The sequence below is a fragment of the Roseateles sp. L2-2 genome, assembly GCF_050613215.1.
Classification (GTDB): domain Bacteria; phylum Pseudomonadota; class Gammaproteobacteria; order Burkholderiales; family Burkholderiaceae_C; genus Roseateles; species Roseateles noduli.
Window position 1 is genome coordinate 3,746,403 of record NZ_CP192509.1, and the last position, 22,500, is coordinate 3,768,902.

Consider the following 22,500-nt stretch of genomic DNA (forward strand, 5'->3'; position numbering starts at 1 on the left):
TCGGGAGGAACACGGGGGACCGCATCAGCAGCCTTGTGGACGCGGCGTCGATGTCCTCATCCAGTCCGGTCTGAGTAGACGACCGCGATTGCTCTCACAATGCAGGCCAGGTTGTTATCCTGCCGCGCCAATCATCCGGACGCCCACGAGAACATGCATCGCCGAGCCCTCCTCATCAACCTAGCCGCCATGCTGGCCCACCACACGGCACACGCAGGCGCCTGGGGCCATGGCATCTTCGACAACGATGGCGCACTCGATTGGCTTGGCGCTTTCGTCGCGAGGCCTTCCTCCGCGTCCGTGGAAGCTGCGCTCAATGCAGCACTGAGAACCGGACCGTTGGAGTCGCCGGAAGGCGAGTCCGCGATGGCGGCGGCGGAGGTCGTCGCGGCCGCCCTGGGAAAGCCGGCCCAGAACCTCCCGAAGGAATTGACCGCGTGCCTTCAGCGCGCGGATCGCGCGCCCTACCAGAAGCTGAAGAAGCTCGCGGGACGCGCGGTGAACGCCGTCGTCTCGGGCAAGCAGTCCGAGCTGCGGGAGCTCTGGCGCGAGGATCAAAAGACCTTCCCCCTGTGGCAAGCGAACGGCTTCGACCTGCTCACGCGACTGGGCGAGCCGAAGAACTGAGACGTTCCGCGCACGACGTTGCCCGGCAGCGTCCCGGGTCCGATACAAAGTGCCGTTCAGGCGCCGTCCTCGGGCTTCTCATCCTCTTCCTCGTTGATCGCCCTCACCCACGGCGAATCCGCACTCTCCCGATACGCGCCCCAGCCATACGGCAGATCCGCGAGCACGACCAGCCCCGGATCCCGTTCCACCAGGCAACCCAGACAGACGAGCCGGATGTCGTCGTCCTCATGCGCCTCGCCGCAGAGGATCTGCCAGGCCCCGTCGTCATCGTCGTGCGACACCTCGCGGACCGGCTCACCTTCGAGCACATGCCGGCAGGTGAAGGACGCGACGTTCTCGGGATCGTCGAAGGGCCACCCGCCGGGCGGGAGCTGGTGAACGTGTGCCATGGGTGTGAAGAAAGCGTCAGTGTTTGCGGTCAGTGGTTGCAGTCAATCCTTGCCGCCGACCATCGCGGCCGCTCTTGGCAATTAGGGCTTCCGAGCCCTCCGCCGCCGCGCGGAATCGTAATCGCACGCCGTCGCGCGGCCGCTCCATGACTTCCCGAAACGCCCTCTCCCGCGGTGGCAAACTCCGCCGACTTCTTCAGGAGGCCGCATGGGTTTTGTGACGACGCGCAACATGGCGCGCGACTACGACGTCATCGTCGTCGGCTCGGGCGCCGGTGGCGGCCAGACGGCCTACACGCTGGCGCTCGAAGGCGTGAAGGTGCTGATGCTGGAAGCCGGCCGGTACTACGACTTCCGCTCCGAGACGCCGATGTTCCAGGCCTCGCACGACGCCCCGCTGCGCGGCGCGAGCACGCCGGACAAGCCCTTCGGTTTCTACGACGCGACCGTGGACGGCGGCTGGCAGGTGCCCGGCGAGCCCTACACGCAGGCCTCCGACAACGAGGAACAGCGCTTCGACTGGTGGCGCGCCCGCATGCTGGGCGGCCGCACCAACCACTGGGGTCGCATCTCGCTGCGCAACGGCCCCTACGACTTCAAGCCGCGCAGCCGAGACGGCCTGGGCTTCGACTGGCCCATCGCCTACGAGGACCTCGCGCCCTACTACGACAAGGTCGAGATGCTCGTGGGCATCTACGGCAGCAATGAAGGCCTGGAGAACACGCCCGATTCGCCCGAGGGCTGCCTGCTGCCCGCCCCGGCCGCGCGCGTCGGCGAACGCCTGGTCGCGCAGCGCGCCGGCACGCTGGGCATCCCGGTGGTGCCCATCCACCGCGCGGTGCTCACCGCCAAGCTCGACGACGCCCGCATCCCCGCGCTGCTGCATCCCGGCAACCCGCGCGCGCAGGCGCTGGTCGCGCAGTCCATGCGCGAACGCGCCGCCTGCTTCTGGGCTACGCCGTGCTCGCGCGGCTGCTCCATCGGCGCGACCTACCAGAGCCCCGCCGTGCACCTGCCGCCTGCCCTCGCCAGCGGCAACCTCGACGTGCTCTGCGACGCCATGGTCTACGAGGTCACGACCAGGAACGGCAAGGCCAGCGGCGTGCGCTTCGTCGATCGCAAGACCGGCAAGCACATCGAGGCCAAGGCCCGCGCCATCGTGCTCTCCGCCAGCGCGTGCGAGTCGGTGCGCATCCTGCTCAACAGCAAGAGCGGCGCGAATCCGCAAGGCCTGGCCAACAGCAGCGGCAAGGTCGGCAAGTACGTGATGGACACCGTCGGCAGCGACCTGTCCGGTCAGGTGCCGATGCTGGAGAACCTGCCGCCGCACAACGAGGACGGCGCCGGCGGCTCGCACATGTACGCGCCGTGGTGGCTGTACGGCAAACAGGGCAAGGACTGGGCCACCCAGGGCCTGGGCTTCGCCCGCGGTTATCACATCGAGCTGGGCACCGGCCGCCGCATGCCCGGCGCCGGCACCGGCGCCGGCCTGGAGTGGCTCACCAAGGGCAGCTACGGCGCGAAGTTCAAGCAGGACGTGCGTCGCACCTTCGGCTCGTTCGTGTACTTCGCCGGCCGCGGCGAGATGATCCCCAACGACGACTCGTTCTGCGAGATCGATGCGACGACCAAGGACCGCTTCGGCATCCCCGTGCTGCGCTTCCACTGGCAATGGTCTGAACACGAGACCCGTCAGGCCGCCCACATGCAGAAGACCTTCGCCGAGATCGTCGGCGCCATGGGCGGCAAGGTGCTCGACGGCGGGCCCGAACTCGACGGCCGCAAGGCCATCGCGCCCGGCGGATCGATCATCCACGAGGTCGGCGGCGCCATCATGGGCGCGGACGCCCGGACCTCCGTCACCAACCGCTGGGGCCAGACCTGGGACGTGCCCAACCTGTTCCTGTCGGATGGGGCGCCCTTCGCCTCCAACGCCGACAAGAACCCCACGCTGACCATCATGGCGCTGGCCTGGCGCCAGGCCGACCACATCGTCGACCGCTTCCGCAAGAAGGAGCTCTGAGCATGGACCGCAGAACCACGCTGCAATGGATGCTGGCCGCCGCCGCGGCGCTGAGCGTCGAGGTATCGGCCGGTGCCACGCCGGCTGCCGGCAAGGGCGGCAAGGGCAAAGGCGGCAAGCCGAAAGGCTACGGCACCGACCCGACGCTGACGAAGAGCTACGCCAGCGGCGAACTGTGGCCGCTGACCTTCGACGCCGCGCAGAACCGCACCGCGCAGGCGCTGTGCGGCCTCATCATTCCCGCCGACGACCAGTCGCCCAGCGCCGCGCAGCTGCAGGTGCACCGCTTCATCGACGAATGGATCAGCGCGCCTTACCCGAACCAGACCAAGGACAAGCCCGTCGTCATCGACGGTCTCGCCTGGCTGGAGGCCGAAAGCGCGAAGCGCTTCGGCGGCAAGCGTTTCGACCAGCTCGACGTCGCGCAGCAGTCGCAGATCGCCGACGACATCTGCTGGACCGAATCCGCCCGGCCCGAATTCGCCGCCGCCGCGCGCTTCTTCAAGCGCTTCCGCGACCTCACCGCCGGCGGCTTCTACACGACGCCCGCCGGCATGAAGGATGTCGGCTACGTCGGCAACGTCCCCTCCGTCACCTTCGACGGCCCGCCCCTCAAGGTCTTGCAGATCGTAGGAGTCGCCTGATGCGCATCGCTTCTCACGCAGTTGCGGCTGCTGCCGCCGCCCTCGTCCTGTCCGCCACCGTCCACGCCGCCGACATGCCCAACACGCTCACCGCCGAAGAATCCGCCGCCGGCTGGCAACTGCTGTTCGACGGCAAGAGCCTGGAGAACTGGCGCGCCAGCGACCAGCCCGGCTCCTTCAGCGTGAAGGACGGCGCCATCGTGGTCCGCGGCCCGCGCTCGCACCTGTTCTACACGGGCCCGGTGCAGCAGCACGACTTCAAGAACTTCGAGCTCAAGGTCGACGTGATGACCTTCCCGAAGGCCAACTCCGGGGTCTACTTCCACACGAAGTGGCAGGAAGTGGGCTGGCCGGAACTCGGCTACGAAGTGCAGGTCAACAACTCCCACAGCGACCCGAGCCGCACCGGCGGGCTGTGGGGCGTGCAGGACTACATGAAGGTCGTTTCGCCCGACAACCAGTGGTTCACGCTGACGGTGCGCGTCGAAGGCAAGCACGTCACCACCTTCGTCAACAGCGAGAAGACGGCCGACTACACCGAGGAGTCGCCCATCGTCCGCAAGAAGGGCCTGGAGAAGCGCTACCTGGCCAGCGGCACCTTCGCGCTGCAGGGCCACGACCCGGAGAGCGAGGCGCACTTCCGCAACATCAAGGTGAAGGTGTTGCCCTGATCGGGCGCCTCGCGGTGACGGACCTTCGCCGCTGAGCAGCGGCGACTGCGTCCTCCAGATTAGGGATGAGCCCGCTCGGGGATCGAGCGCCTAATCGACGATCGACGGGGACACAGCGAGGGACACCATGATCGAACGGTACTTGCGCGCGGGCGTTCGTTTCCTCTGGAACAAGCCGCCCGACAACATGGGCAACGTGGGCGGCGCCATCGTCGCCAGTACCGGTGCGGCGACGCCGTTGATCTACGACGGGCTGGACGGTCACCCGGACATGCTGGACCCGCAGATCCCGCGCAACCCGAACGTCGAGCACGTGCTCGGCATCGCGGTGGGCGCGACCGTGCCGTACGCCTGGCTCGACTACGCCCCGGGCCGCACGGCGCAGAAGCCCATGGCCGCGGGCGACGTCCTCACGGGCTACATGAGCGGCTGCCTGATCGCCCGCGGCACACTGGGTGGCGCGACGAGCGCCTTCCACCTCGGCACGATCGACAGCCGTCCCGAGGTGAACCGGACGGTGAAGGAGGTCTTCCACGCCGCGCTGCCGGCGGACGCGACGGGCTTCTTCCCCAACCGCCACTGGCCACCTGGAGAGGTCCAGTACCTTCAGGAGCGCCTGGGCGGCACTGCCGGCACGGCGGTGATCCTCGGGCTCGTCACGGCCACGGGGACGTTCTTCTCCGTCCTGATGTTCCAGATCCAGGAGCCCGTCGCGGGCGGCGGAGGCACCGTGAGCTTCACGAATCCGGCCGGGCTGCGCTACTGGTGCGTCGGCGGCATCAAGCGGGTCCAGGCGCTCAACCGGGCGCAGTTGGAGAACGAGCTGCGTTAGGGCTTCGTGCTTTTGAAGACCGAGTCAGCCTCCCCGGACTCCAATTTGTGACGAGGCCCGTCCCAGGCCTCGCGCTCAGGCGTGCCCCCTCACGCCTTGTCACCACGACCCCGGGTTTACCCGCTGCGCCGAATCATCGCGATTTCGGAAAGTGGTATCCAAGCGGTGGCAATAAATCTCGACCGAACCAATACCAATCGAGATCCACTGACGTCGCGGTTCGCCGATCAGCCTGGACGAGTCCTGGCTCCGGCGACTTTGGCGCGGGCTCATGGCCCGCTTCGGTCCCCCACCTTGGAAGCACAGCCATGTCCGTCTCCGTCCGACGCCCTTCCCGCTCCACGTCCGCGCCGCTGCGGCTCATCGTCGCCCTCGGCGCTGCCGCGTTCACGCTGCACGCGGTCGCACAGACCGCCGCCGCCTGGAAGCCCGACGTCTATTACACCGCCGGCACCGTCGTGAGCTACAACGGCCAGCTCTACCGCGCCACCGTCAACCAGACCGACTACGCCAGCACCGGCTGGAACCCGACCAACGCCTCGCTGTGGACCCCCATCGGTCCCGCGAGCGGCCCGGCGCCCTCGCCCGCTCCGTCGCCGGCACCCACGCCGAGCCCGTCGCCCAGCCCCGCACCTGCGCCCACCCCGGCACCGTCCCCCGCCCCCGCCCCGCAAGGCGCTTGGAATGCGGCCGCGGCCTACTCGGGCGGCGCGATCGTCAGCTACCAGGGCGTGATCTACCGCGCCAACTGGTGGACGCAAGGCGACAACCCCGCCTCGCAAAGCGGCCCCATCGGCTCCGGCAAGCCGTGGACGGTCTACGGCGGCTCGACGCCGCCCGCCCCGTCGCCGGCACCCACCCCCACGCCTGCTCCCTCGCCGGGACCGGCTCCCGCGCCTGGCCCCGCGCCCACGCCGGCGCCGTCGCCCGGCCCGGCCCCTGCCCCCGGCAAGCACCAGTTGATCGGCTACTGGCACAACTTCACCAACCCGGCCGGCCCGACCTTCCCCATCAGCGAGGTCTCCGCCGATTACGACGTGATCGTCGTCGCCTTCGCGGATGACGCGGGCAACGGCAGCATCGCCTTCAACCTCGACCCGAGCGCCGGCGGCGAGTCCCGCTTCATCGCGGACGTCGCGGCCGCGCGGTCCAAGGGCAAGAAGGTCGTGCTGTCCTTCGGCGGCCAGAACGGCACCGTGACGCTCAACAACGCGACGCAGGTGACCAACTTCGTCAACAGCGTCGAGGCCATCATGAAGCGCTACGGCTTCGACGGCATCGACATCGACCTGGAGAGCGGCGCCGGCGTCACTTCGGGCGCGCCGGTGCAGACCAACCTGGTCACCGCGGTGAAGCAGCTCAAGCAGCGCATCGGCAGCAGCTTCTACCTGTCGATGGCGCCGGAGCATCCGTACGTGCAGGGCGGCTTCGTCGCGTACAGCGGCATCTGGGGCGCGTACCTGCCGATCATCGACGGCCTGCGCGACGAGCTGAACGTGCTCCACGTCCAGTACTACAACAACGGCGCCGTCTACACGCCGTACGCGACGCAAGGCCTGGCCGAGGGCAGCGCCGACATGCTGGTCGCCACCAGTCGGATGCTGATCGAGGGCTTCACGACCAACAACGGCACGGGCTCGTTCGTGTTCCGCGGGCTGCGGCCGGACCAGGTCGCGTTCGGGCTGCCGTCGGGGCCGTCGTCGGCCAACAGCGGCCAGGCGAGCGTCGCGACGATCACGGCGGCGCTGAACTGCCTGACGAAGCTGTCGCAATGCGGCGCGATCAAGCCGGTGCAGGCGTATCCGACGTTCCGGGGCGTGATGACGTGGTCGATCAACTGGGATCGCCACGACGGGCAGAGCTTCTCGCGCGGCGTCCGCTCGTCGCTCAACGCCTTGCCTTGAGCGCAGCTGAACGCTGTCTTGAGTGCGGACCGACAGACTGAAGGGACGCGCTGACAAGGCGCGGCATTCGGGCGCGGAAAGTGGAGTAGAAAGGCGCTCGTCGTCTTCTCACACGGATCTGCGATGCCTGATGCCGCGCCTTCGACGTCTTCGACACCTCTCCACGAGCGCTACCTCGCGCGGCTGAAGCAGCGGCGCGGGGTCGCGGTGCTGCTGGTGATCGCCGCGATCGTCACGGGCGTGGCGGGCTTCACCGACTCGGCGAAGAAGCTGGTCGCGCTGTTCCAGCCGGAGCATGCGGAAGATCCCCGGCAGCAGCTGGTGAAGCTCGGGCAGCCGTTCACGCAGGACGGCTTCGTGGCGGCGGCCGCGCGCGGCGATGAGGCGGCGGTGGCGCTGTATCTCAAGGCGGCGATTCCTTTGAATGAGCTGTCGAGCGAGGAACTGACCGCGCTGGATGCGGCCACCAAAGCTCGTCGAGTGGCGGTCGTGAAGCAGCTGCTGGCGGCGAAGGCGGACCAGTCCAAATGGGGACCGAGGCAAGGCCCGGCACTGTCGGTGGCGACCTTCGCCGGGGACAAGGAGCTGACGAGCCTGCTGCTGAACGCGAATCCGGCCCTGGAGGTCGTCAAGCGCGCCTATGTGTCCGCGGCTGCCGCGGGACAGGTGGCGATGCTGCAAGACCTGGCCCCGCGTCTGAGCGCCGCGCAGCCGCAGGTCGCGACGGAGGCCCTGTGGGCGCTCGCGAGCGGCGCACGCTGGAGCCACTCGAAGCCGGAGGCGCGCGCCGCGACAGCGACCTTCCTGCTCGCAGCCGGCGCTGACGCGCAGGCGGTCGATCCCGAAGTCAGGCAAATGACGGTGCTGCATCGCGCGACCGATTCAGGGGAGCTGGAAGTCGCTCGCGTGCTGCTCGACAAGGGCGCGGCGGTCGATCCGCGTGACACGGACGGCGCGACGCCGCTGTGGTTGGCGGCCGGCGTCGGCAAGGTGGAGATGGCCGAGCTGCTCATCGCGCATGGCGCCGACGCGAAGGTCGTCGCCAAGGACGGTTCCTCGGCGATGGCGCGAGCGCGCTACAACCAGGACGACCAGATGGTCGCGTTGTTGCGGAAGCACGGCGCGCGCTGAGGCTGAGGGCGAGTTCATTTCCCCATCCGTCCCCAGAAGAACGCGAGTCCCGACGACAAGAGCGCGAGTAGAGCCTTCTGCAGATCGTTGAAGTGCGTGGGATCCTGGCCGACCGTGTAGGCGAACGCGCACGCAACGGCAAAAAGCAGCATGGCGCTTATTTGGGCCTCGGGAGTCCAGGCCTTGCCGAAGAAGGCCCGAAGCCTTTCCATCACGAGCTTTGTCAGCTTCATCCGGCCGAGGTGCCCACCCTTTTCTGCCGCGAGGTCTGGTGAGACGTAGGCGTTCGACTTGGGCTTGAGGCGCATGTGAGGTCTCCAGGGGACGCCGCCGTTGGGCGCTTCTGAAACACGGGAGTGCATGCTCCGTCGGATCGCGTCTTCGTTTCCTGATCTATATCAAAGACAGGCAGCGATTCATTCCTTGGTGGGAGTGCTCGGGGCTTGACTCCCCCACAAGACTCGTGACTTCCCTCTCCCCCTCGATACGCATCCCTCGCCTCCAGCCTGAGAGGCAAGGCGCTCAGCGCGGGCCGCGCCGGCGCGCGAGCCATCGCCAGTGAAGTCGACCGAAACGATGCGGCCGATGGTCTTCCAGCGGACTCGCCCTGGGAGGGTCAGGCGTTGTCCGGTGTCCGCCACATCGCAGGTGATCTGGTTTGCAAAGGAAGTCGACAGTACAGATGTTTGATGTGGTTAGGATGGCCTACGACTCATCAAACGCCTGAACATCCGATGACCACGTCTGCAACGACCCGCAAGCCGGTCGACCAGCTCAGTGCTGTGGATCTCGAAACCTTCCCGATCTGGGAGTTCGTTTCCGACGACGGGGGGAATGAGGATGAAGACGAGACCTGGGTGAAACCGGTCCTTGCCCAGAACATCCCCACGATTGGCTATGCACTCTGCATCGCTGCCGCTGCGAGACTGGCTTCGGGTGCCATCTATCCGGCCGTTCTATTTGGAGACGCTGTCGACGGTTTGGCGGTCAGCGGACTTGCGCTGCTGACGACGGAAGGCCGGGTGCTCTTCCATGCCAGCGACTCTGCGACTGAGACGCGCCGCGCGTTGAAGCGTCTGGGAATGGTCCGGCACGATGTCTTTCCGATCGAATTCTCGACGAGAGCAACCTCGGCCGCTACCGGCGCGCATGTGTTCGGTCGATGGGAGTGAGGCGACCGTCCTCCAACCTTCACGGCAGAATCCGCCTCCATGTCGCATGCCCGCACCCTCGTTCAGCAAGATCTCGCTCACTGGCTCGATGAAGTCTTGAGCCAGCCGATGCCCGCCTCGACGGTGGCCTTCCACGTCAATCTCTACGAGACCGAAGAGTCAGTCCTGGTGGAGTTGATGGGGACATCGTCCTTCTCGGCGGGTGCCAATCCTGAGACGGATTATTGGCCGGGTGACGCGACCTTCTACACCGACGAGTACCGCTTCGAGATCCCGTTCGGCGTGGCTGGAGCGGCTTGGCCCGAGTGGCTGGAAACGTCGAAGGACATGGTGCGCTCGTACCTGTGCGATGGGAAGAACGCGGCGCGCTTGCGCGACTCACAAGGCGTGGGCATCGGGTTCTGCGATGGCGACATGTACGTCCTGTGGCCTGAGGCGAAGGCGTAGTCTCGTTTCAACCTCTTCAACAGCACGCCACTCACGCGATGGAATCTTGCCCGATCTGCGGCTCAGTCATCGATCCTCAGAAGAGTCGGTATCGACTGACGTTGGACGAGCTTTCCAGCAACTTCTTTGCCTTCGAGAGTCCGTCGGAGAAGCTCGACCGAGCCTTCACCGTTCGCTGCCCCCAATGCAGCCAGACCTACGTCAGCCGGACCTTGAAGCGATGCTGGTTCTTCACGTATCGGCGCTACATCGTCCTGAACGTGGTGCTGTTCCTGGCTGTGCTCGTTGCGGCGTTGCTTTAGCCAGGTTGAGGGGTGCTGCGCGACAGCTGGCACCGCACCGCCTCAACCCCGTCGATCAAGCTGTCGCTGCTTCGCCTTCGACTGGAGGTTTCGCCTGAGGCTCCGTCGTCGCCAGATCCTGCAGCGCGCGCTTGGCGACTTCAAAGCAGTCGTCGACGTGCGAGTTGCCGAGCAACTTCATGGCGCCAAAACTGATGGTGGCCGCGACCGCTTGCCCGACCATGGGGACGTACTTCGCAACCTGCTTGGTAGCGACTCGGATTCCGATCCGCTTGAGGACCTGGATGACGAGTTCCTTGGTGATCAGCTTGCCGATGAGCTCGCTACCGATGCTGCTGATGACGACCAACAGCATCTTCTTCGTCTGGGGATCCAGCTCGTCGATCTGTTCGGCATCCAGTCCGAACTTGCGATTGATGGCCGGAATCATTTCGAGCAACAGCGACACATCCGCCCCGATATCCAAACCGGGCACGGGGACCACGGCGGCCGTGGCCGAGATGGTGGCCCGCGTCGTGACCATGGACTTGCATTCGTCGCGAGTGCGTTCAAGTTCTTCGAGGGTTTTCGGGAAAGGCATGTTCATTCCTCCTGAATGGTGTTGTTAGAAGCCCGCTGAAATTCTGCGTGAGCTCCCAACTCATCAGAGCGGACCTCGATGCCCGTCCGCGTGAAGAGTTGCCACTATCCACCCATTCGTTTGGAGAGCATCCCGAAGGGTCATGGGGTCAGGACTTGTCATGTGGCGCGGAAGGGTCAGGCGCGAGCCGATCGGCGATCGCCTCGCGCCTTGGTTCTCGCGCTCAAGAGACCACCTTGCTCCGATCGTCGTCGACGGCGCGCTCCACCACGCCGAGCATCCCGAGCGCTTCGCGCAGGGACTCCTTGACGGCGGTGGCCACGTGCTTGGCCGGATCGCACTCGGCCGTGTTGTCGGCGAGCATGGACAGCATCGACGCGCCGCTCACCAGCAGAGCGCGCAGATTGGCCAGCGCGGAGCCGGTCGTCAGATCCGCGCGCAGGCAGATCGCATCGGAGCCCAGCCGCGGCCCGAAGATCTGCGGCTCGGTCATGCCCCAGCCGTGCTGCAGGCTGATCAGCGTCTGCTGATCGCAGCCCGCCAGAGGATGCCGCGCGCGCAGCGGCTTGTCGGACTCGTCGATGCGTGCTTGTTGGAAGCTAGCCATGTCGTACCTCACTCCAGGTTGGCAGCCACCGGCTCCGACGTTGAAGGCGACATGCCTTCGGATCGACCGGAGAGGTGGGCGAGATGTTCAACTCACGACAAACCCAACGTGAGGCCGTCCTCGCGGATAGGCCCATCTCGCCCATGACCAGATGATCAGGAGCCAGACACCAGTCCTAGGACCGGCGCTGCAGTTTGTGGCGGGTTGAATCACCGGGGTCCATGCTGCGGCCAATCGGGACTTCATTCTTTGATTCATATCAAAGACTTCCGGCCATTCCTCCCTTAGAGGGAGTGAGGGGGATGACATCCCCCAAGAGGGTCAGGGTTTGCTGTGCGGGTAAGAGAGCATCGCGACCGCTGGTTGCGGACTTCATGCACCTACGACAGCCATGCCTTTGACCAGGTTCTGCACGCGGGCCTCGGTCTCCCTAAGGTTCTCGCGGTCGTAGTCCATATCGTCCCTGTAGTCCCACGGCGTCCGAAGAACCTCTGTCCCCGTGCAGGTCTCAACACGCAGGCTCGGGGTGAAGTACGAGTCCTTGAAGGTGATTCTCCGAATCTCATTCAATGGGATACGCCTCCAGCGCGCGAGCGCAAGCCAGAACGGCGAACGCAGATAGAGCGCTTGCTCAGTAAGGACGATTCCATAGTCGGAGGTCCTATGAAAAGTCGGGTTGTGCGCTTTCCACTGTGCCGTCTCGTCGGATGGCAACCTCAACTTGTCGAACGGATAGCTGTCCAGTTGGACCATCACGAACTGCCGCTCAGCCGCGAACCTTCAGCCTCGCAAAACTCGCCACCGCCGCCAACCCCGCGGTCACCCCGCCCAGCGCCAGCGCGACGGTCGGTCCGTCCCGCAGGCCGGCCAAGTGGAAGCACAACGCAACCAGTGCCGCGCCGCTCGCCTGTCCGAGCAGCCGCACCACGCCGATGACGCCGCTGGCGCCGCCGCTGCGATGCGGAGGCGCGCTGGACATCAGCGCCGTCAGGTTGGGTGCCTGGAAGAAGCCGAAGCCCGCGCCGCACAGTGCCATCCACAGCACCAGCATCGGCAGCGAGGGATCGTGGGACTGCAGCGCCAACCCGCACATGCCGACCGCCAGCACCGCCAAGCCGATGCCGCCCAGAAGCCCCGGCGCATGCCGGTCCGACATCCGGCCGGCCAGCGGCGCAGTGATCGCGACGACCACCGGCCACGACGTCATGAGGTAACCGGCGTTGGCGGCGTCGCGGTGCAGGACCTGCTCGAAGTAGAACGGCAGCGAGACAAAGGCCAGGCCCTGGGTGGCGAAGGCGCAGACCGCGGTCACCGCCGACAGCGCAAACATGGGTCTGCGCAGCAGGTCCACCGGCAGCATGGGCGTGGCGTGGCCGCGCTGGCGATGCAGCAGGAGCGCGCCGGCGGCGATCGCCAGCACGACAGCGGGGAGCACCTGCGTCCAGGCGGCCAACTGCGCCATGGAGCCCAGTCCAAAGATCAGCGCCGCAAAGCTGGTGGCGGTCAGGACGGCGGTGCCCACGTCGAAGCCGTGCGGGCGGGGTGGGCTGCTCGGCAAGGTCGGCCAGGCACAGGCGATCGCCAGCAGGCCCAGGGGGACGTTGATGCCGAACAGCCAGGGCCAACTGGCCGCGGACAGCAGCAGCGAGGCCACCGTCGGCCCGACCACGAAGCCGATGCTCCCCACCAGCGCATTGATGCCCACGCCGCGGCCCAGCCGGGTCGGTGGGTAGATCTGGCGGATCAGCGCGATGTTCACGCTCATCATCGCGCCCGCGCCTATGCCCTGGAAGGCGCGCGCGGCGGCGAGCAGCTCGACGCTGGTCGCGGCCATGCACAGCCCCGACGCGACGGTGAACAGCACCAGCCCGCCGAGAAAGACTCGCCGCGGGCCGATGCCATCGCCGAGCGCGGCGAAGGGCAGCATCGTGGCGACGACCGCGAGCTGGTAGGCATTGATGACCCAGATGGCGTCGGCGGCATGCGATTGCAGGTCGGCGGCGATGGTCGGCAGCGCGACGTTGGCGATGGCCGTGTCCAGCGTGGAGAGCATGACGCCCAACAGGACCGCCAGCAGCGCGCTGCGTCCGCGAGGGTCAAGGCCTTGTTTTTCTCGTTGCTGATCGGCGGGGGACATCGAGGACTGGTGCTCTGAGGGTGGGATGAGGTGGGCCCGCGGAGCAACGGCTAAGCCGCCCTGGATGGACCGTGCCCGATCATGAGCCAACACCTTGGCGCAAGATTCCGAAGGACGCACGACGATGGGGTTGGGTCCGCGACGACACCCGAATAGAGGGCGCCGCACGACGCAGAGCGCACAAAATTGCGTGCAGGTGACGGAAGCGCAGCGTTTGCTCGTCCACTTGGCTGCCATGGTCGGCGGCAACCTCTGCAGCTATGAGCCATGCATTTGGCCGAGATGACGCCCTCCTGCGCATTCGGAGGTTTGGACACCAGGTTCCTCAGCATGAGCGAGGCTCTGCGAACGAGCGCTTTGCGGCGCCTGCGATCCGTCGGTCTCGGTCGTCGACTTCACTGTGTGGCCGCATCTCGGTCATTGGGGCGCTCCGCCAGATGCGACTTGGCTGCACTCGTCCCCTGCATGACGTTCTGTGGTTAGAGCGGCTATGACCTATCGGCGTCGGTCTGCCTACCCACGCGACGTAGGTGGACCGCCATGCACATCGTGATGCCACCACAGCCAGACCAACCAATCACGGCGTCACGCCCAGCCCCGTGGGCGCTGGTAGCGCCGCGCACCAGCGCATCGCGGCGGGGCAGCAGGTCTCGGCGAACGCAAACAGAAAAATAAGACCATCTAACTCATTGATTTAATTGTACTTTCAAGAATTTACAACCTATCAAACCAGCATGACATGGATCGTAAGTTATTGATATAAAAGGATAAAATTCAATGTTGCAATCTAACATTGATCATCTAAGATAGAGCTACGTTCCACTCCGGGAGACACGACGTGTCCGAAGCATCGTTTGAAGCACTGGCAGAGATTGCGCCGCAACCCGAATTCAACGGGTTGTTCGACGTGGATGTGAAGACGCTGTCCAGCGCCGCGCTCGCTCGCTTGGTCGAAGAGGTTCGCCACGACGACCCGTTGGTGACCAGGGCGTACGACCGCACGCACAACCGCCACAACCGCTGATCGGTCATGCGAATCGACACCGTGTTAGTGAAGGTGGCCAGTAGGTGCAACATCAATTGCACCTACTGCTACGTTTACAACATGGGCGATGACGGGTGGCAAGACATGCCAGCCCTGATTTCTCGGGAGACCATCACTGCGCTCGCTGATGCGATCAAAGAATTTGCTGGCCAGCAGGCCCAGCCTTTCGCCACAGTTCTCCATGGTGGCGAGCCTTTGATGATGGGAGCCAGGCGCCTAGAGTTCTTGCTGACCGCCTTGCGCAATAGCTTGCCCATGCGCTACCCCATCAGCATGCAGACCAACGGCATGTTGCTGACGCCGGAGATTGCGGACCTGTGCTCTCGTTTCAAGGTATCGGTCTCTGTAAGCCTCGACGGGCCGAAACCTGTGAACGACCGGTTTCGCCTGGGCAAGAAGGGTGAAAGCACCCACGACAGCGTTCTTGCTGGCATCGAAGTGCTCCGACGTCATCCCGACTCAGAATTCCTCTATGCCGGACTGCTGTCGGTCATAGACCCCGCGTGCGACCCGAAGGCGGTTTACGAGTATTTCAAAGAGCTAGGCGCGCCTTCCATTGACTTTCTTTACCGTGACGGCAATCACAGCAATATGCCTTACGGCAAGGAGTCGTTCGAGACCGTCGAATACGGAGACTGGCTGGGGCGCCTACTGGACGTCTACCTAGCCGACCCCAAGCCTCCGCGCGTTCGCTTCCTGGATGACATCATCAAGCTGTCTCTCGGCGGCCACGGTATGAAGGAAGGTCTGGGCGATGCTGAATACGGTATCGCCATCGTCGAGACCGACGGCACGATTAGCAAGAACGACACATTGAAGAGCTCTTTCAATGGTGCAGACAAGTTCAGCGAGGCTTGGTCGGTCAAGGCAAGCAAATTGGCTGATGTTTTTGGGTCTGCTGAGTTCAAGATGTACCACGACCTCCAGCGGCCGTCCGCTGCAATCTGCAAGACCTGCCCCTACCTGCGAGTCTGCGGCGGTGGCATGCCGCTGCACCGCTGGAAGAGTGGAACCGAGTACGACAACCCGTCGGTCTACTGCAACGACCAGAAGACACTGATATCCAAAGTGGCCTCACGGCTCCAGCACGAGGGGTTGAAGATTGATCCTCGCATCGCAATCCAAAGCTCTTGAGCTCACACCTTTTCGCTACGGCCTGATTGCGGGGTGCCTGGAGCCTACCCTGGCGAGTTCAATGCTGGAATGGCTTGAGGAAGACGCGCCTTGGAAGCTTCGAGTCGCGGATTTCTACGAGCAGCACGAATTCAGCTTCGACGACGTGGTGCTTCCGGACATGCTGGCAAAGGCGTTCTCGTCCAAAGCACTGGATGAGCTGAGGCAGCACATGGAAGACCGGTTTGGCGTCGAGCTTTCAACGCGGATTGACGTCACCGCGCACCGATTGACGCATGGGCAGCGCATCAAGATTCACAACGACTTCATCCCTGGGGAAGAGTCGCATCGGCTCCTGATTCAGCTTAATCGTGGCTGGGAGGACGCGAACGGAGGGTTGCTGTGCTTCTTCAACAGCAACGACCCGTCTGATGTGCATCGGATCCTTCGCCCGGTACACAACACCGGAGTTGTATTCGAGATCTCAAAGGCATCCCTACACGCGGTGACGCCCATCCAATCAGGGGACAGGTACACGCTAGTCCTCTCATTTTTTCCTCGTGCGAAGTGCTCACAGCCCGCGAACATGTCCAGCTCTGCCTGAGTAACACCGCTACTCCGTTGTGGTGGCCGGGTCTCGCAAAGCGGCTCGTGAAGGAATCAGAGGCGAGCTGCGAGGGGTACTCAACCTCTGAGTGGATTGCCTCCGTGCCACCTTCAAAGGTCTGGCAAGTGGCCTCTCAGTGCACGGCTGACCTCATTACATCCATCGAGCTACTCCCAGCACTCGCCGCCCAGAAGCTGTCATCGAAGGGCGCGTCCTTCGCAGACGATACCTCGATCACCAATTCCGGGCTTGCTGGCCTAGAGAGCGCATTTAGCCTGCTTCGGCAAGTGCCTTCGTTGGCCGAGACAGTCGGCACTGTTGCCAAGCGCGTCCATATATTAGAAGCATCGGAACCGGGGTTTGACGTTAGCTACAGCGACCCATCCATCCCGTTCTCGGTGTTCCTCAACATCTCAGAAGGTCGGTTTGCCAACCTACGGACAGCCGAAGCTCTAGTGCACGAAGCTATGCATCTTCAGCTGTCGCTGATTGAGCAGCTCGTTCCAATCGCGAAGGTCGACCAAGGCCTTCACTACTCGCCATGGAAGCGCTCCAAGCGTCCTGTCTCGGGCCTGATGCATGCCTTGTACGTGTTTCGCGTCATTGACGAATGGCTCGCCCAGCTTCCAAAGACCTCCCAAGAGACCCTCGACTACGCGGAGAAGCGACACAAGGAAATCGGCGAAGAGATCGAGCAACTGGCCCCTGCATTTTTTGTCGACAACCTGACAGCTGATGGACAGCGACTACTAAGTCGCCTGTTGTCCTAGCGGTATTTGGCCTCGGATCTTTCGACTGAGCATGATGCACTCCAGCCGTTCTGAGCCAGTCGGTGCCGAAGGTCGAGCTCTACGGAATCAGCCTCATCAACCTTCGGACCGATGATGACCTTCGAGCCCGACTCCCGAAATAGCAAAGCACCTGTCTCTAGATAGAGCCTGGCGTAGGACTTTCCTCCGGGCTGGAAGGTCTTGATCTCTGGATCACCCAGTGTTCTGGCCTCAATCGCGCGGACTTCTCGTTCGTCAGCGTACTGGGCATCCTTGTAGAGATACATCAAGTCGCCAAGGACGGCTATCGCGACCTCGCGCAATCGCCTCGCGTCTTCTGAAGGGACACCTTCAAGTATTTTCTCCAGCGGTTTGATCGCTTTTGAGAGTTCGGCAAGCGTTTGACGAACGTGCTCATCATCGTAAAGAACCATATGCAGCGCCAACTTTGCTGCTGTACGTCTAGTCTTCGCCCATGGCCCTCTCAGCATCCCGTCGCCCGATTCCGCGTCGAAGACGGCCATGGGACTAATGATGCTGAAACCCGTGCCGTTGCGCCCATAGAATCGCCAGAGGTTCAGACTGTCGCATTGGAGTGAGAAGCAAGCAATGAAGACGTGGAAGTCCTTGCCCTGCCAAGAGAGTGCGTCCGGGTCGTCGACGTCTTTATAGAGGAATGCGAGCGGATTGGTCGAGCCATCTTCCGAAAACTCTCGTAAGCGCTGACCTTCTGTCGGGTCGTTCACATACACGGTGCTTGAGAGTCGCACCGCATTTCGCCCATCAGAGGGTGTACCGGAAAGCATGCTTGATAGCGCACCTCCATCCGTGTAGTGGGCTATGCCATGCGAGACATCCGCCAAGCCGACGCGATGCTTCGAGTTCCGAATTTTCAAGACATTCCGGCGAAGCTCCTGCAATGCATCTTTGGCGGCATCAAACCTCCTGCCGGTCAGGCCAATGGCGGCTACCTGCTGCGCGATCATCGCGTCCACGTCATTGGCCTTCGATGCCATGTCAATGAACCTATCAAACTCGGCCTTGTCGCGAGCTTTCAGACGGCTTAGGGCGAAGAGGTAGGCCGCTCGCCCATGACCTGCTTTGGCCGCCTCGGACAAATACTTGTTCGCTTTGCGCTGATCCGGCACACCGCCTATTCCCTCTAGGTAAGCAATGCCTAGCTCGTAGATTGCTTCGACCAGATCGCTAGGGATAGCTGTCGGGTCATGAGCGCCTACCTGCTTGATAGCGTCGTAGATCCTCTCAAGCCATGCGCGATAAGACGTGGCTCCCTTCGGTCGAACCAAGCCAGCCTTGTTCTTGAACAACGGCAAGATGCGAAGCAAGATCTCGGGCAACAACTGACCGACATTCGCGCCATTTATCTTCGCAACATCAAGGGCATCGGTGGCCGCTTGCACTGCCTGCCTATCAAGGGTCCTCGCAGCGGCGGTTTGGCCTTTGCGGCGCTGGGCGTCAGCCAATACTGCGAGTGACTCCGGCAGGTCCTCATAGGCCCAATCGGCACCGGAAGCGACCTTAGACGCACCCTTTCCTGGCCAGCGCTTTCGGGACTCTGCTGCGGCCTTTTGCGCGTAGATAAGAAATTGGTCGTCGCTTTTCTCTACACCGTCCCCGTCCCGATATCGCTTTGCGAGTTGAATCAGCGCGCCCGGCGCGCCTCGCGCAGCCATCTTGTTGGTCCAGTAGATCGCTTGCTCAACAGAGGGTTCACCGAACTCCGGATCACGATAGGTGATGGCAAGCTTGAACATTGCCTCGGTCTCGCCAGCTTCTGCAGCGAGGGTCATGTACTTCCGAAATTTGAGGATGTCGCGGCCGGTACCATCACCATCTCGGTAGCAGCTGGCAAGGTCAAAGTAAAAGCTATCGAGGCCATCTCGGACTGCCTTATCTATCCATTGAAACGCCTTACTCCGATCGGGCTCTACTCCGTCGCCTTCTCGATAGGCCGTCACTACCTGGTGGATGGCGTCATAGATACCAATGACGGCAGCGTCGCGAACGAACGAAAAGCGACGCACTCGATCACTCTCTAGGTGACTCAGCGTACGCTCGAAGGCACTCTTTGCTTTGGCCGGGTCTCGCGCGTGGAGCGCACGCAGCACGGTTATCTCGTCCATTCTTGCCTCCTTGTATGGGTGACATTGTCCAAAGAGCGTCGGCCATTGGGATTGGCGTTTACGCTGGGGGACGAGTCATTTCCGCCAGCAGAGGCTAGGTTCAGACCATTCGCAGCCTGCGGCGCTCAAAGACCGGTTTCCATGGTTGCAGCCACTCAGCATCGATACGCAAGAGACTGAGATCAACCGAAAGCCGCCGGCGCACATGCGGCTAATTCTGCTGTCGAAATGCATGATCAGCGCTAGCCGAAGGTCCTGCCAATGAACGCCGAAATGCGCACCTCACATCAATCGTTAAGTCGGCACTTGCCGTAGGCCTCCCGGTACGGCTTGTCGAAGCACTCGGCCAATCCTGTCAACACCTTCAGATTCGTCACGTTCGCGGCATCGGCCTCCGTCGCGCGTCGATGAGCCTCGTACTGCACGTCGAACGCGGCCCGGTTCTTACGAAGGAAAGCCACCGTCGCCAGCACGTAGGTGTTCCAGCTGAATCCCGGCGTGTCGGTGGCTTCGTCAGGATTGATCGACAGCGAGGCCTGCTCCGCAGCCGCACCATCGTCGCCCAACATCGCCAATGTCTGCGCAAGGTGCCAGCGCACTCCGCGCTGCTCGTACTCCTGGCGTCTGACGTAGCGCTTGATCAGCTGCGCTTGCTCAAGGTAGCAATTTCCCAACGCGCGCCAGCCCTTCTCGGTCTGGTCAAACTCCCAATATGGGAGCTTGATCGCGACTGGACCGACTTCCTTGTACATCTTCGGGCAGTCGACAATCTCGCCGGCCGGCGCCGGCTGAGTCGCATGTCGAGTCTCCGACTGCGCGAAGGCGGAAGCGGCAGATCCTGCGACAAGGAGCAGCGCTATGCTTCGGATCAGGTTCTTCATCTGCGCGATCCATGGGGTGGGTTGCGACGAGAGGTCATTCTCTGATTCGTGAATCCGCACGACCACAAGGCAGGTCGAGTAATGTGCCGGACGACTCTCCTGGATTCACTCGCCTACGGGCCATAAGCGGAGCGCGCGAGTCAACGCGCGCTCAGTGGCTCAGAGCGGTCTCCGATCGAAGTTCGCAACACCAGGCCCGAATGCGGCAATCGCCTGTTCCTTCACCGACTTCAGCGTCAGTCGAAGTTCAATCAGGTCATTGCCATAGTCGGCGACCTCATCCTCATCCTCCGAGGTCTGACAGATGCTCGCCCACTTGGCATCCAACTCCGTCAGCGCCTCGAGAATGCAGTGCGCTTCCCAGCGCGTCAGATCCAACGTCAGCGATTTCATGCTTGCTTGCCTTGCCTGAAGAACACACGGAACGCCTTCATTCCCAGCTCCTCCAGCAGTCCCTTGTACTTGTCCAGCGGCATGTTAACCGTGGGCGCGATGGTGTAGTGGCCGGGACGGTCGTGAACCAGCTTCAGACCTTGCGGCATCGGCGTCGTCGCGTTGAACTGCCAGACCCAGCCGCTCATGTCTCTTTCTGCCAGCCCCTGTTCGTTGAACACGCTGACACCTGCATTGTTCGCAACGACCACGACGATGTCGTTGACCTTCGTCAGGTCAACATCGTGCGGTCGGATGTTGCTGAGCTTGGGGGTGCTGGCGTTACCGAGCCGGAAGACGTCCTCCGGGCAGAGATAGAACGATTTGGGGAACATTGGCCTCTCCTGTTGAGAGGCCAGTGGACCGTCCCGTCGCGGCGACGGCTAGTGACGTAAGCCACCTCCCCCTTAAGCCACCCTGAACGACGCCACCGACTCCGCCAATCGCTGCGCCTGCGCTTCGAGGCTGTTTGCGGCAGCGGCGCTTTCCTCGACCAGTGCAGCGTTCTGCTGCGTCACCTGATCCATCTGCGTGATCGCTTGATTGATCTGCTCGATCCCTCGGCTCTGTTCCCCGGCGGCGCCGGAGATCTCATTAACCAGCTCGCTCACGCGTCTGATCTGCTCGACGATCTCCCGCATCGTTTCGCCTGCCGCGGCGACCTCCCGGCCGCCTGACGCCACCGACACGCCTGACGTGCCGATCAGCGTCTTGATTTCGCGTGCTGCGCTCGCGCTGCGTTGAGCCAACGCCCGCACTTCCCCGGCGACAACCGCAAACCCTCTCCCATGCTCCCCCGCCCTCGCCGCCTCCACCGCGGCGTTCAGCGCAAGGATATTCGTCTGGAACGCGATCCCATCGATCACGCCGATGATGTCTTCAATCCTGCGGCTGCTGTCCGTGATCGCATCCATCGTCGCAACAACGCGCCCGATCACCTCCCCGCCCCGCTTCGCCGTCCCCGACGCCTCCTGCGCCAGCGCCGTCGCCTGACGCGCGCTGTCCGCCGCCTGGTGCACGGTCCCGGTGATCTCCTCCATCGAGCTCGCCGTCTGCTGCAGGCTGCTCGCCTGTTCCTCCGTCCGGCTCGACAGGTCCAGGTTCCCCGCCGCGATCTGGCTCGACGCCGTCGTCACCGAGTCCACCCCGCTGCGCACCTCGCGCACCAGCCCGCGCAGGCCGTCCACCATGCGCGCCAGACTCTGCTGCAGATCCCCCAGCTCATCCTTGCGCGTCACCCGCACGTCCGTCGTCAGATCGCCCCCGGCCACCGCCTCCATCGCGCGACGCACCTCCGCCAGCGGCCGCGTCACCGACCGCGTCGCCATCACGCCGAAGGCAAGACCTGCCACCACGCCCACGATCACCGCAATCCACAGCACCAGCGTCGTCTCCTGCACCGCCTCCTTGGCCAGCGTGCCGGACTCCGCCATCAACTCCTCCTGCCGCCCGACCAGCTTCTCCAGCGCGGCCACATACGCCAGCTGCGCCGGACGCAGCTTCTGCATCAGCACCAGCTTCGCGCCGTCCATGTCCTCCGTCTTCACCTGCGCGAAGTACGCGTCCAGCGCCTCGCCGTAGGCCTTGCGCACCGCCATCGACTCCTCCAGGAAGGCCTTCGCCTTCGCGTCGTGGATCGTCGGCACCAGATCCTCATAGACCTTCGCCGCACGCTCCCGCGATTCGCGGATCGAGGCCAGCTCGACCTCGCGCTCCTGCGCCGTGTCCAGCAGCAGCACGTTGCGCGCGTTGCGGGACTGCAGGTTCAGCTCGTCGAAGACCTTGCCGACCGAGCGCACCTTCACATACCGGTCGCCGATCACCTGCCCCAGCCGACCGTCCACCGACGTCAGCCCGCCTTGCGACGCGCCCGCCATCAGCAGCATGAGCAGGACCATCAGACCGAACGCCACGGCCAGACGCGCGCCTATCCTGAGATTGAAAACCGAAGACATGGAAACTCCCTTGTTGTGGTTGCCATTGGGATCGGCACCAACCTGGGGTTCCCTGAGGGTCTTTCGCACCGCGTGGGCGGGAAG

At 63.8% G+C, this 22,500-nt stretch carries 25 protein-coding genes; 14 read left to right on the plus strand and 11 right to left on the minus strand.

Going from position 1 to position 22,500, the window contains the following annotated elements:
- Positions 1-153 precede the first annotated feature (153 nt).
- Positions 154-627 (plus strand): DUF4259 domain-containing protein, encoded by a 474-nt coding sequence (locus ACQZ13_RS16705; protein WP_431046351.1) that lies wholly within the window; start codon positions 154-156, stop codon positions 625-627.
- A gap of 56 nt (positions 628-683) precedes the next feature.
- On the opposite strand, the gene ACQZ13_RS16710 is transcribed toward ACQZ13_RS16705, so the two are convergent.
- A complete protein-coding gene (locus tag ACQZ13_RS16710; RefSeq protein ID WP_431046353.1) occupies positions 684-1,019 on the minus strand; it encodes a hypothetical protein in 336 nt (111 codons plus the stop codon).
- A 208-nt stretch (positions 1,020-1,227) separates the two neighbouring features.
- On the opposite strand from ACQZ13_RS16710, the gene ACQZ13_RS16715 reads away from it, so the two are divergent.
- The 6 genes from ACQZ13_RS16715 (at position 1,228) to ACQZ13_RS16740 (ending at position 8,224) form a co-directional block, all read left to right on the plus strand.
- Complete coding sequence (locus ACQZ13_RS16715) at positions 1,228-3,042, plus strand: GMC family oxidoreductase (RefSeq protein ID WP_431046355.1); 1,815 nt, start codon at positions 1,228-1,230, stop codon at positions 3,040-3,042.
- 2 nt (positions 3,043-3,044) lie between these two features.
- A complete protein-coding gene (locus ACQZ13_RS16720; protein WP_431046357.1) occupies positions 3,045-3,686 on the plus strand; it encodes a gluconate 2-dehydrogenase subunit 3 family protein in 642 nt (213 codons plus the stop codon).
- Entirely contained in the window at positions 3,686-4,357 is a 672-nt protein-coding gene (locus tag ACQZ13_RS16725; RefSeq protein ID WP_431046359.1) for a 3-keto-disaccharide hydrolase, read from the plus strand. Before ACQZ13_RS16720 ends, ACQZ13_RS16725 begins: the two co-directional genes overlap by 1 nt.
- 127 nt (positions 4,358-4,484) lie before the next feature.
- A complete protein-coding gene (locus ACQZ13_RS16730; protein WP_431046361.1) occupies positions 4,485-5,189 on the plus strand; it encodes a hypothetical protein in 705 nt (234 codons plus the stop codon).
- Positions 5,190-5,497: 308 nt separating this feature from the next.
- The gene (locus ACQZ13_RS16735; protein ID WP_431046363.1) at positions 5,498-7,093 is read left to right on the plus strand and encodes a chitinase; all 1,596 of its coding nucleotides are present in this window, start codon (positions 5,498-5,500) and stop codon (positions 7,091-7,093) included.
- 123 nt (positions 7,094-7,216) lie between these two features.
- Complete coding sequence (locus tag ACQZ13_RS16740; RefSeq protein WP_431046365.1) at positions 7,217-8,224, plus strand: ankyrin repeat domain-containing protein; 1,008 nt, start codon at positions 7,217-7,219, stop codon at positions 8,222-8,224.
- 14 nt (positions 8,225-8,238) lie between these two features.
- Here ACQZ13_RS16740 and ACQZ13_RS16745 read toward each other — a convergent pair whose 3' ends face one another.
- The gene (locus ACQZ13_RS16745; RefSeq protein ID WP_431046367.1) at positions 8,239-8,532 is read right to left on the minus strand and encodes a hypothetical protein; all 294 of its coding nucleotides are present in this window, start codon (positions 8,530-8,532) and stop codon (positions 8,239-8,241) included.
- Between the two features lie 426 nt (positions 8,533-8,958).
- Between ACQZ13_RS16745 and ACQZ13_RS16750 the strand changes: the two genes are divergently transcribed.
- The 3 genes from ACQZ13_RS16750 to ACQZ13_RS16760 all read left to right on the plus strand — a co-directional run bounded on the left by ACQZ13_RS16750 (position 8,959) and on the right by ACQZ13_RS16760 (position 10,145).
- Positions 8,959-9,396, plus strand: a complete 438-nt coding sequence (locus tag ACQZ13_RS16750) for a hypothetical protein (protein WP_431046369.1) — start codon at positions 8,959-8,961, stop codon at positions 9,394-9,396.
- Positions 9,397-9,435: 39 nt separating this feature from the next.
- A complete protein-coding gene (locus tag ACQZ13_RS16755; RefSeq protein WP_431046371.1) occupies positions 9,436-9,843 on the plus strand; it encodes a hypothetical protein in 408 nt (135 codons plus the stop codon).
- Positions 9,844-9,944: 101 nt separating this feature from the next.
- Positions 9,945-10,145: a hypothetical protein gene (locus ACQZ13_RS16760; RefSeq protein ID WP_431046373.1), complete on the plus strand. Its 201-nt coding sequence runs from the start codon at positions 9,945-9,947 to the stop codon at positions 10,143-10,145.
- A gap of 55 nt (positions 10,146-10,200) precedes the next feature.
- Here the strand turns inward: ACQZ13_RS16760 and ACQZ13_RS16765 are convergent, their stop codons facing one another.
- The 4 genes from ACQZ13_RS16765 to ACQZ13_RS16780 all read right to left on the minus strand — a co-directional run bounded on the left by ACQZ13_RS16765 (position 10,201) and on the right by ACQZ13_RS16780 (position 13,469).
- Positions 10,201-10,725, minus strand: coding sequence for a hypothetical protein (locus ACQZ13_RS16765; RefSeq protein ID WP_088404557.1), 525 nt, complete (start codon positions 10,723-10,725; stop codon positions 10,201-10,203).
- Positions 10,726-10,948: 223 nt separating this feature from the next.
- The gene (locus ACQZ13_RS16770; RefSeq protein ID WP_421038088.1) at positions 10,949-11,332 is read right to left on the minus strand and encodes a hypothetical protein; all 384 of its coding nucleotides are present in this window, start codon (positions 11,330-11,332) and stop codon (positions 10,949-10,951) included.
- Between the two features lie 372 nt (positions 11,333-11,704).
- On the minus strand, positions 11,705-12,085 hold the full coding sequence (locus ACQZ13_RS16775) for a hypothetical protein (protein ID WP_431046375.1): 381 nt from the start codon (positions 12,083-12,085) through the stop codon (positions 11,705-11,707).
- 13 nt (positions 12,086-12,098) lie between these two features.
- Complete coding sequence (locus ACQZ13_RS16780) at positions 12,099-13,469, minus strand: MFS transporter (RefSeq protein WP_431046377.1); 1,371 nt, start codon at positions 13,467-13,469, stop codon at positions 12,099-12,101.
- A gap of 838 nt (positions 13,470-14,307) precedes the next feature.
- On the opposite strand from ACQZ13_RS16780, the gene yhhA reads away from it, so the two are divergent.
- The 4 genes from yhhA (at position 14,308) to ACQZ13_RS16800 (ending at position 17,004) form a co-directional block, all read left to right on the plus strand.
- Positions 14,308-14,493 carry a YhhA family cyclophane-containing RiPP gene (gene yhhA / locus ACQZ13_RS16785; RefSeq protein WP_431046379.1) on the plus strand — a complete coding sequence of 62 codons (186 nt, stop codon included), beginning with the start codon at positions 14,308-14,310 and terminating at the stop codon, positions 14,491-14,493.
- Positions 14,494-14,499: 6 nt separating this feature from the next.
- Positions 14,500-15,648, plus strand: coding sequence for a cyclophane-forming radical SAM/SPASM peptide maturase YhhB (yhhB, locus tag ACQZ13_RS16790; protein ID WP_431046381.1), 1,149 nt, complete (start codon positions 14,500-14,502; stop codon positions 15,646-15,648).
- Positions 15,617-16,231 carry a cyclophane-containing peptide 2OG-Fe(II) oxygenase YhhC gene (yhhC, locus tag ACQZ13_RS16795; RefSeq protein ID WP_431046383.1) on the plus strand — a complete coding sequence of 205 codons (615 nt, stop codon included), beginning with the start codon at positions 15,617-15,619 and terminating at the stop codon, positions 16,229-16,231. Before yhhB ends, yhhC begins: the two co-directional genes overlap by 32 nt.
- 104 nt (positions 16,232-16,335) lie before the next feature.
- Positions 16,336-17,004: an aKG-HExxH-type peptide beta-hydroxylase gene (locus tag ACQZ13_RS16800; RefSeq protein WP_431046385.1), complete on the plus strand. Its 669-nt coding sequence runs from the start codon at positions 16,336-16,338 to the stop codon at positions 17,002-17,004.
- On the opposite strand, the gene ACQZ13_RS16805 is transcribed toward ACQZ13_RS16800, so the two are convergent.
- The 5 genes from ACQZ13_RS16805 to ACQZ13_RS16825 all read right to left on the minus strand — a co-directional run bounded on the left by ACQZ13_RS16805 (position 17,001) and on the right by ACQZ13_RS16825 (position 22,416).
- Positions 17,001-19,148: a hypothetical protein gene (locus ACQZ13_RS16805; protein WP_431046387.1), complete on the minus strand. Its 2,148-nt coding sequence runs from the start codon at positions 19,146-19,148 to the stop codon at positions 17,001-17,003. The genes ACQZ13_RS16800 and ACQZ13_RS16805 overlap by 4 nt on opposite strands.
- Positions 19,149-19,435: 287 nt before the next feature.
- Positions 19,436-20,029, minus strand: a complete 594-nt coding sequence (locus tag ACQZ13_RS16810; RefSeq protein ID WP_431046389.1) for a hypothetical protein — start codon at positions 20,027-20,029, stop codon at positions 19,436-19,438.
- Between the two features lie 159 nt (positions 20,030-20,188).
- Complete coding sequence (locus tag ACQZ13_RS16815) at positions 20,189-20,422, minus strand: hypothetical protein (RefSeq protein WP_431046391.1); 234 nt, start codon at positions 20,420-20,422, stop codon at positions 20,189-20,191.
- Complete coding sequence (locus ACQZ13_RS16820; protein ID WP_088404002.1) at positions 20,419-20,796, minus strand: hypothetical protein; 378 nt, start codon at positions 20,794-20,796, stop codon at positions 20,419-20,421. The genes ACQZ13_RS16815 and ACQZ13_RS16820 overlap by 4 nt, the downstream gene beginning before the upstream one ends.
- Positions 20,797-20,868: 72 nt before the next feature.
- Positions 20,869-22,416: a methyl-accepting chemotaxis protein gene (locus ACQZ13_RS16825; protein ID WP_431046393.1), complete on the minus strand. Its 1,548-nt coding sequence runs from the start codon at positions 22,414-22,416 to the stop codon at positions 20,869-20,871.
- Positions 22,417-22,500: the final 84 nt, after the last annotated feature.

Coding starts and splice junctions, on each gene's coding strand:
- ACQZ13_RS16775 (WP_431046375.1), bottom strand. CDS start 12,085: ATGGTCCAACTGGACAGCTATCCGTTCGACAAGTTGAGGTTGCCATCC.
- ACQZ13_RS16745 (WP_431046367.1), bottom strand. CDS start 8,532: ATGCGCCTCAAGCCCAAGTCGAACGCCTACGTCTCACCAGACCTCGCG.
- ACQZ13_RS16815 (WP_431046391.1), bottom strand. CDS start 20,422: ATGAAATCGCTGACGTTGGATCTGACGCGCTGGGAAGCGCACTGCATT.
- ACQZ13_RS16780 (WP_431046377.1), bottom strand. CDS start 13,469: ATGTCCCCCGCCGATCAGCAACGAGAAAAACAAGGCCTTGACCCTCGC.
- ACQZ13_RS16810 (WP_431046389.1), bottom strand. CDS start 20,029: ATGAAGAACCTGATCCGAAGCATAGCGCTGCTCCTTGTCGCAGGATCT.
- ACQZ13_RS16720 (WP_431046357.1), top strand. CDS start 3,045: ATGGACCGCAGAACCACGCTGCAATGGATGCTGGCCGCCGCCGCGGCG.
- ACQZ13_RS16740 (WP_431046365.1), top strand. CDS start 7,217: ATGCCTGATGCCGCGCCTTCGACGTCTTCGACACCTCTCCACGAGCGC.
- ACQZ13_RS16725 (WP_431046359.1), top strand. CDS start 3,686: ATGCGCATCGCTTCTCACGCAGTTGCGGCTGCTGCCGCCGCCCTCGTC.
- yhhB (WP_431046381.1), top strand. CDS start 14,500: ATGCGAATCGACACCGTGTTAGTGAAGGTGGCCAGTAGGTGCAACATC.
- ACQZ13_RS16770 (WP_421038088.1), bottom strand. CDS start 11,332: ATGGCTAGCTTCCAACAAGCACGCATCGACGAGTCCGACAAGCCGCTG.
- ACQZ13_RS16715 (WP_431046355.1), top strand. CDS start 1,228: ATGGGTTTTGTGACGACGCGCAACATGGCGCGCGACTACGACGTCATC.
- ACQZ13_RS16730 (WP_431046361.1), top strand. CDS start 4,485: ATGATCGAACGGTACTTGCGCGCGGGCGTTCGTTTCCTCTGGAACAAG.
- ACQZ13_RS16825 (WP_431046393.1), bottom strand. CDS start 22,416: ATGTCTTCGGTTTTCAATCTCAGGATAGGCGCGCGTCTGGCCGTGGCG.
- ACQZ13_RS16820 (WP_088404002.1), bottom strand. CDS start 20,796: ATGTTCCCCAAATCGTTCTATCTCTGCCCGGAGGACGTCTTCCGGCTC.
- ACQZ13_RS16735 (WP_431046363.1), top strand. CDS start 5,498: ATGTCCGTCTCCGTCCGACGCCCTTCCCGCTCCACGTCCGCGCCGCTG.
- ACQZ13_RS16705 (WP_431046351.1), top strand. CDS start 154: ATGCATCGCCGAGCCCTCCTCATCAACCTAGCCGCCATGCTGGCCCAC.
- ACQZ13_RS16750 (WP_431046369.1), top strand. CDS start 8,959: ATGACCACGTCTGCAACGACCCGCAAGCCGGTCGACCAGCTCAGTGCT.
- ACQZ13_RS16805 (WP_431046387.1), bottom strand. CDS start 19,148: ATGGACGAGATAACCGTGCTGCGTGCGCTCCACGCGCGAGACCCGGCC.
- ACQZ13_RS16710 (WP_431046353.1), bottom strand. CDS start 1,019: ATGGCACACGTTCACCAGCTCCCGCCCGGCGGGTGGCCCTTCGACGAT.
- ACQZ13_RS16755 (WP_431046371.1), top strand. CDS start 9,436: ATGTCGCATGCCCGCACCCTCGTTCAGCAAGATCTCGCTCACTGGCTC.
- ACQZ13_RS16765 (WP_088404557.1), bottom strand. CDS start 10,725: ATGCCTTTCCCGAAAACCCTCGAAGAACTTGAACGCACTCGCGACGAA.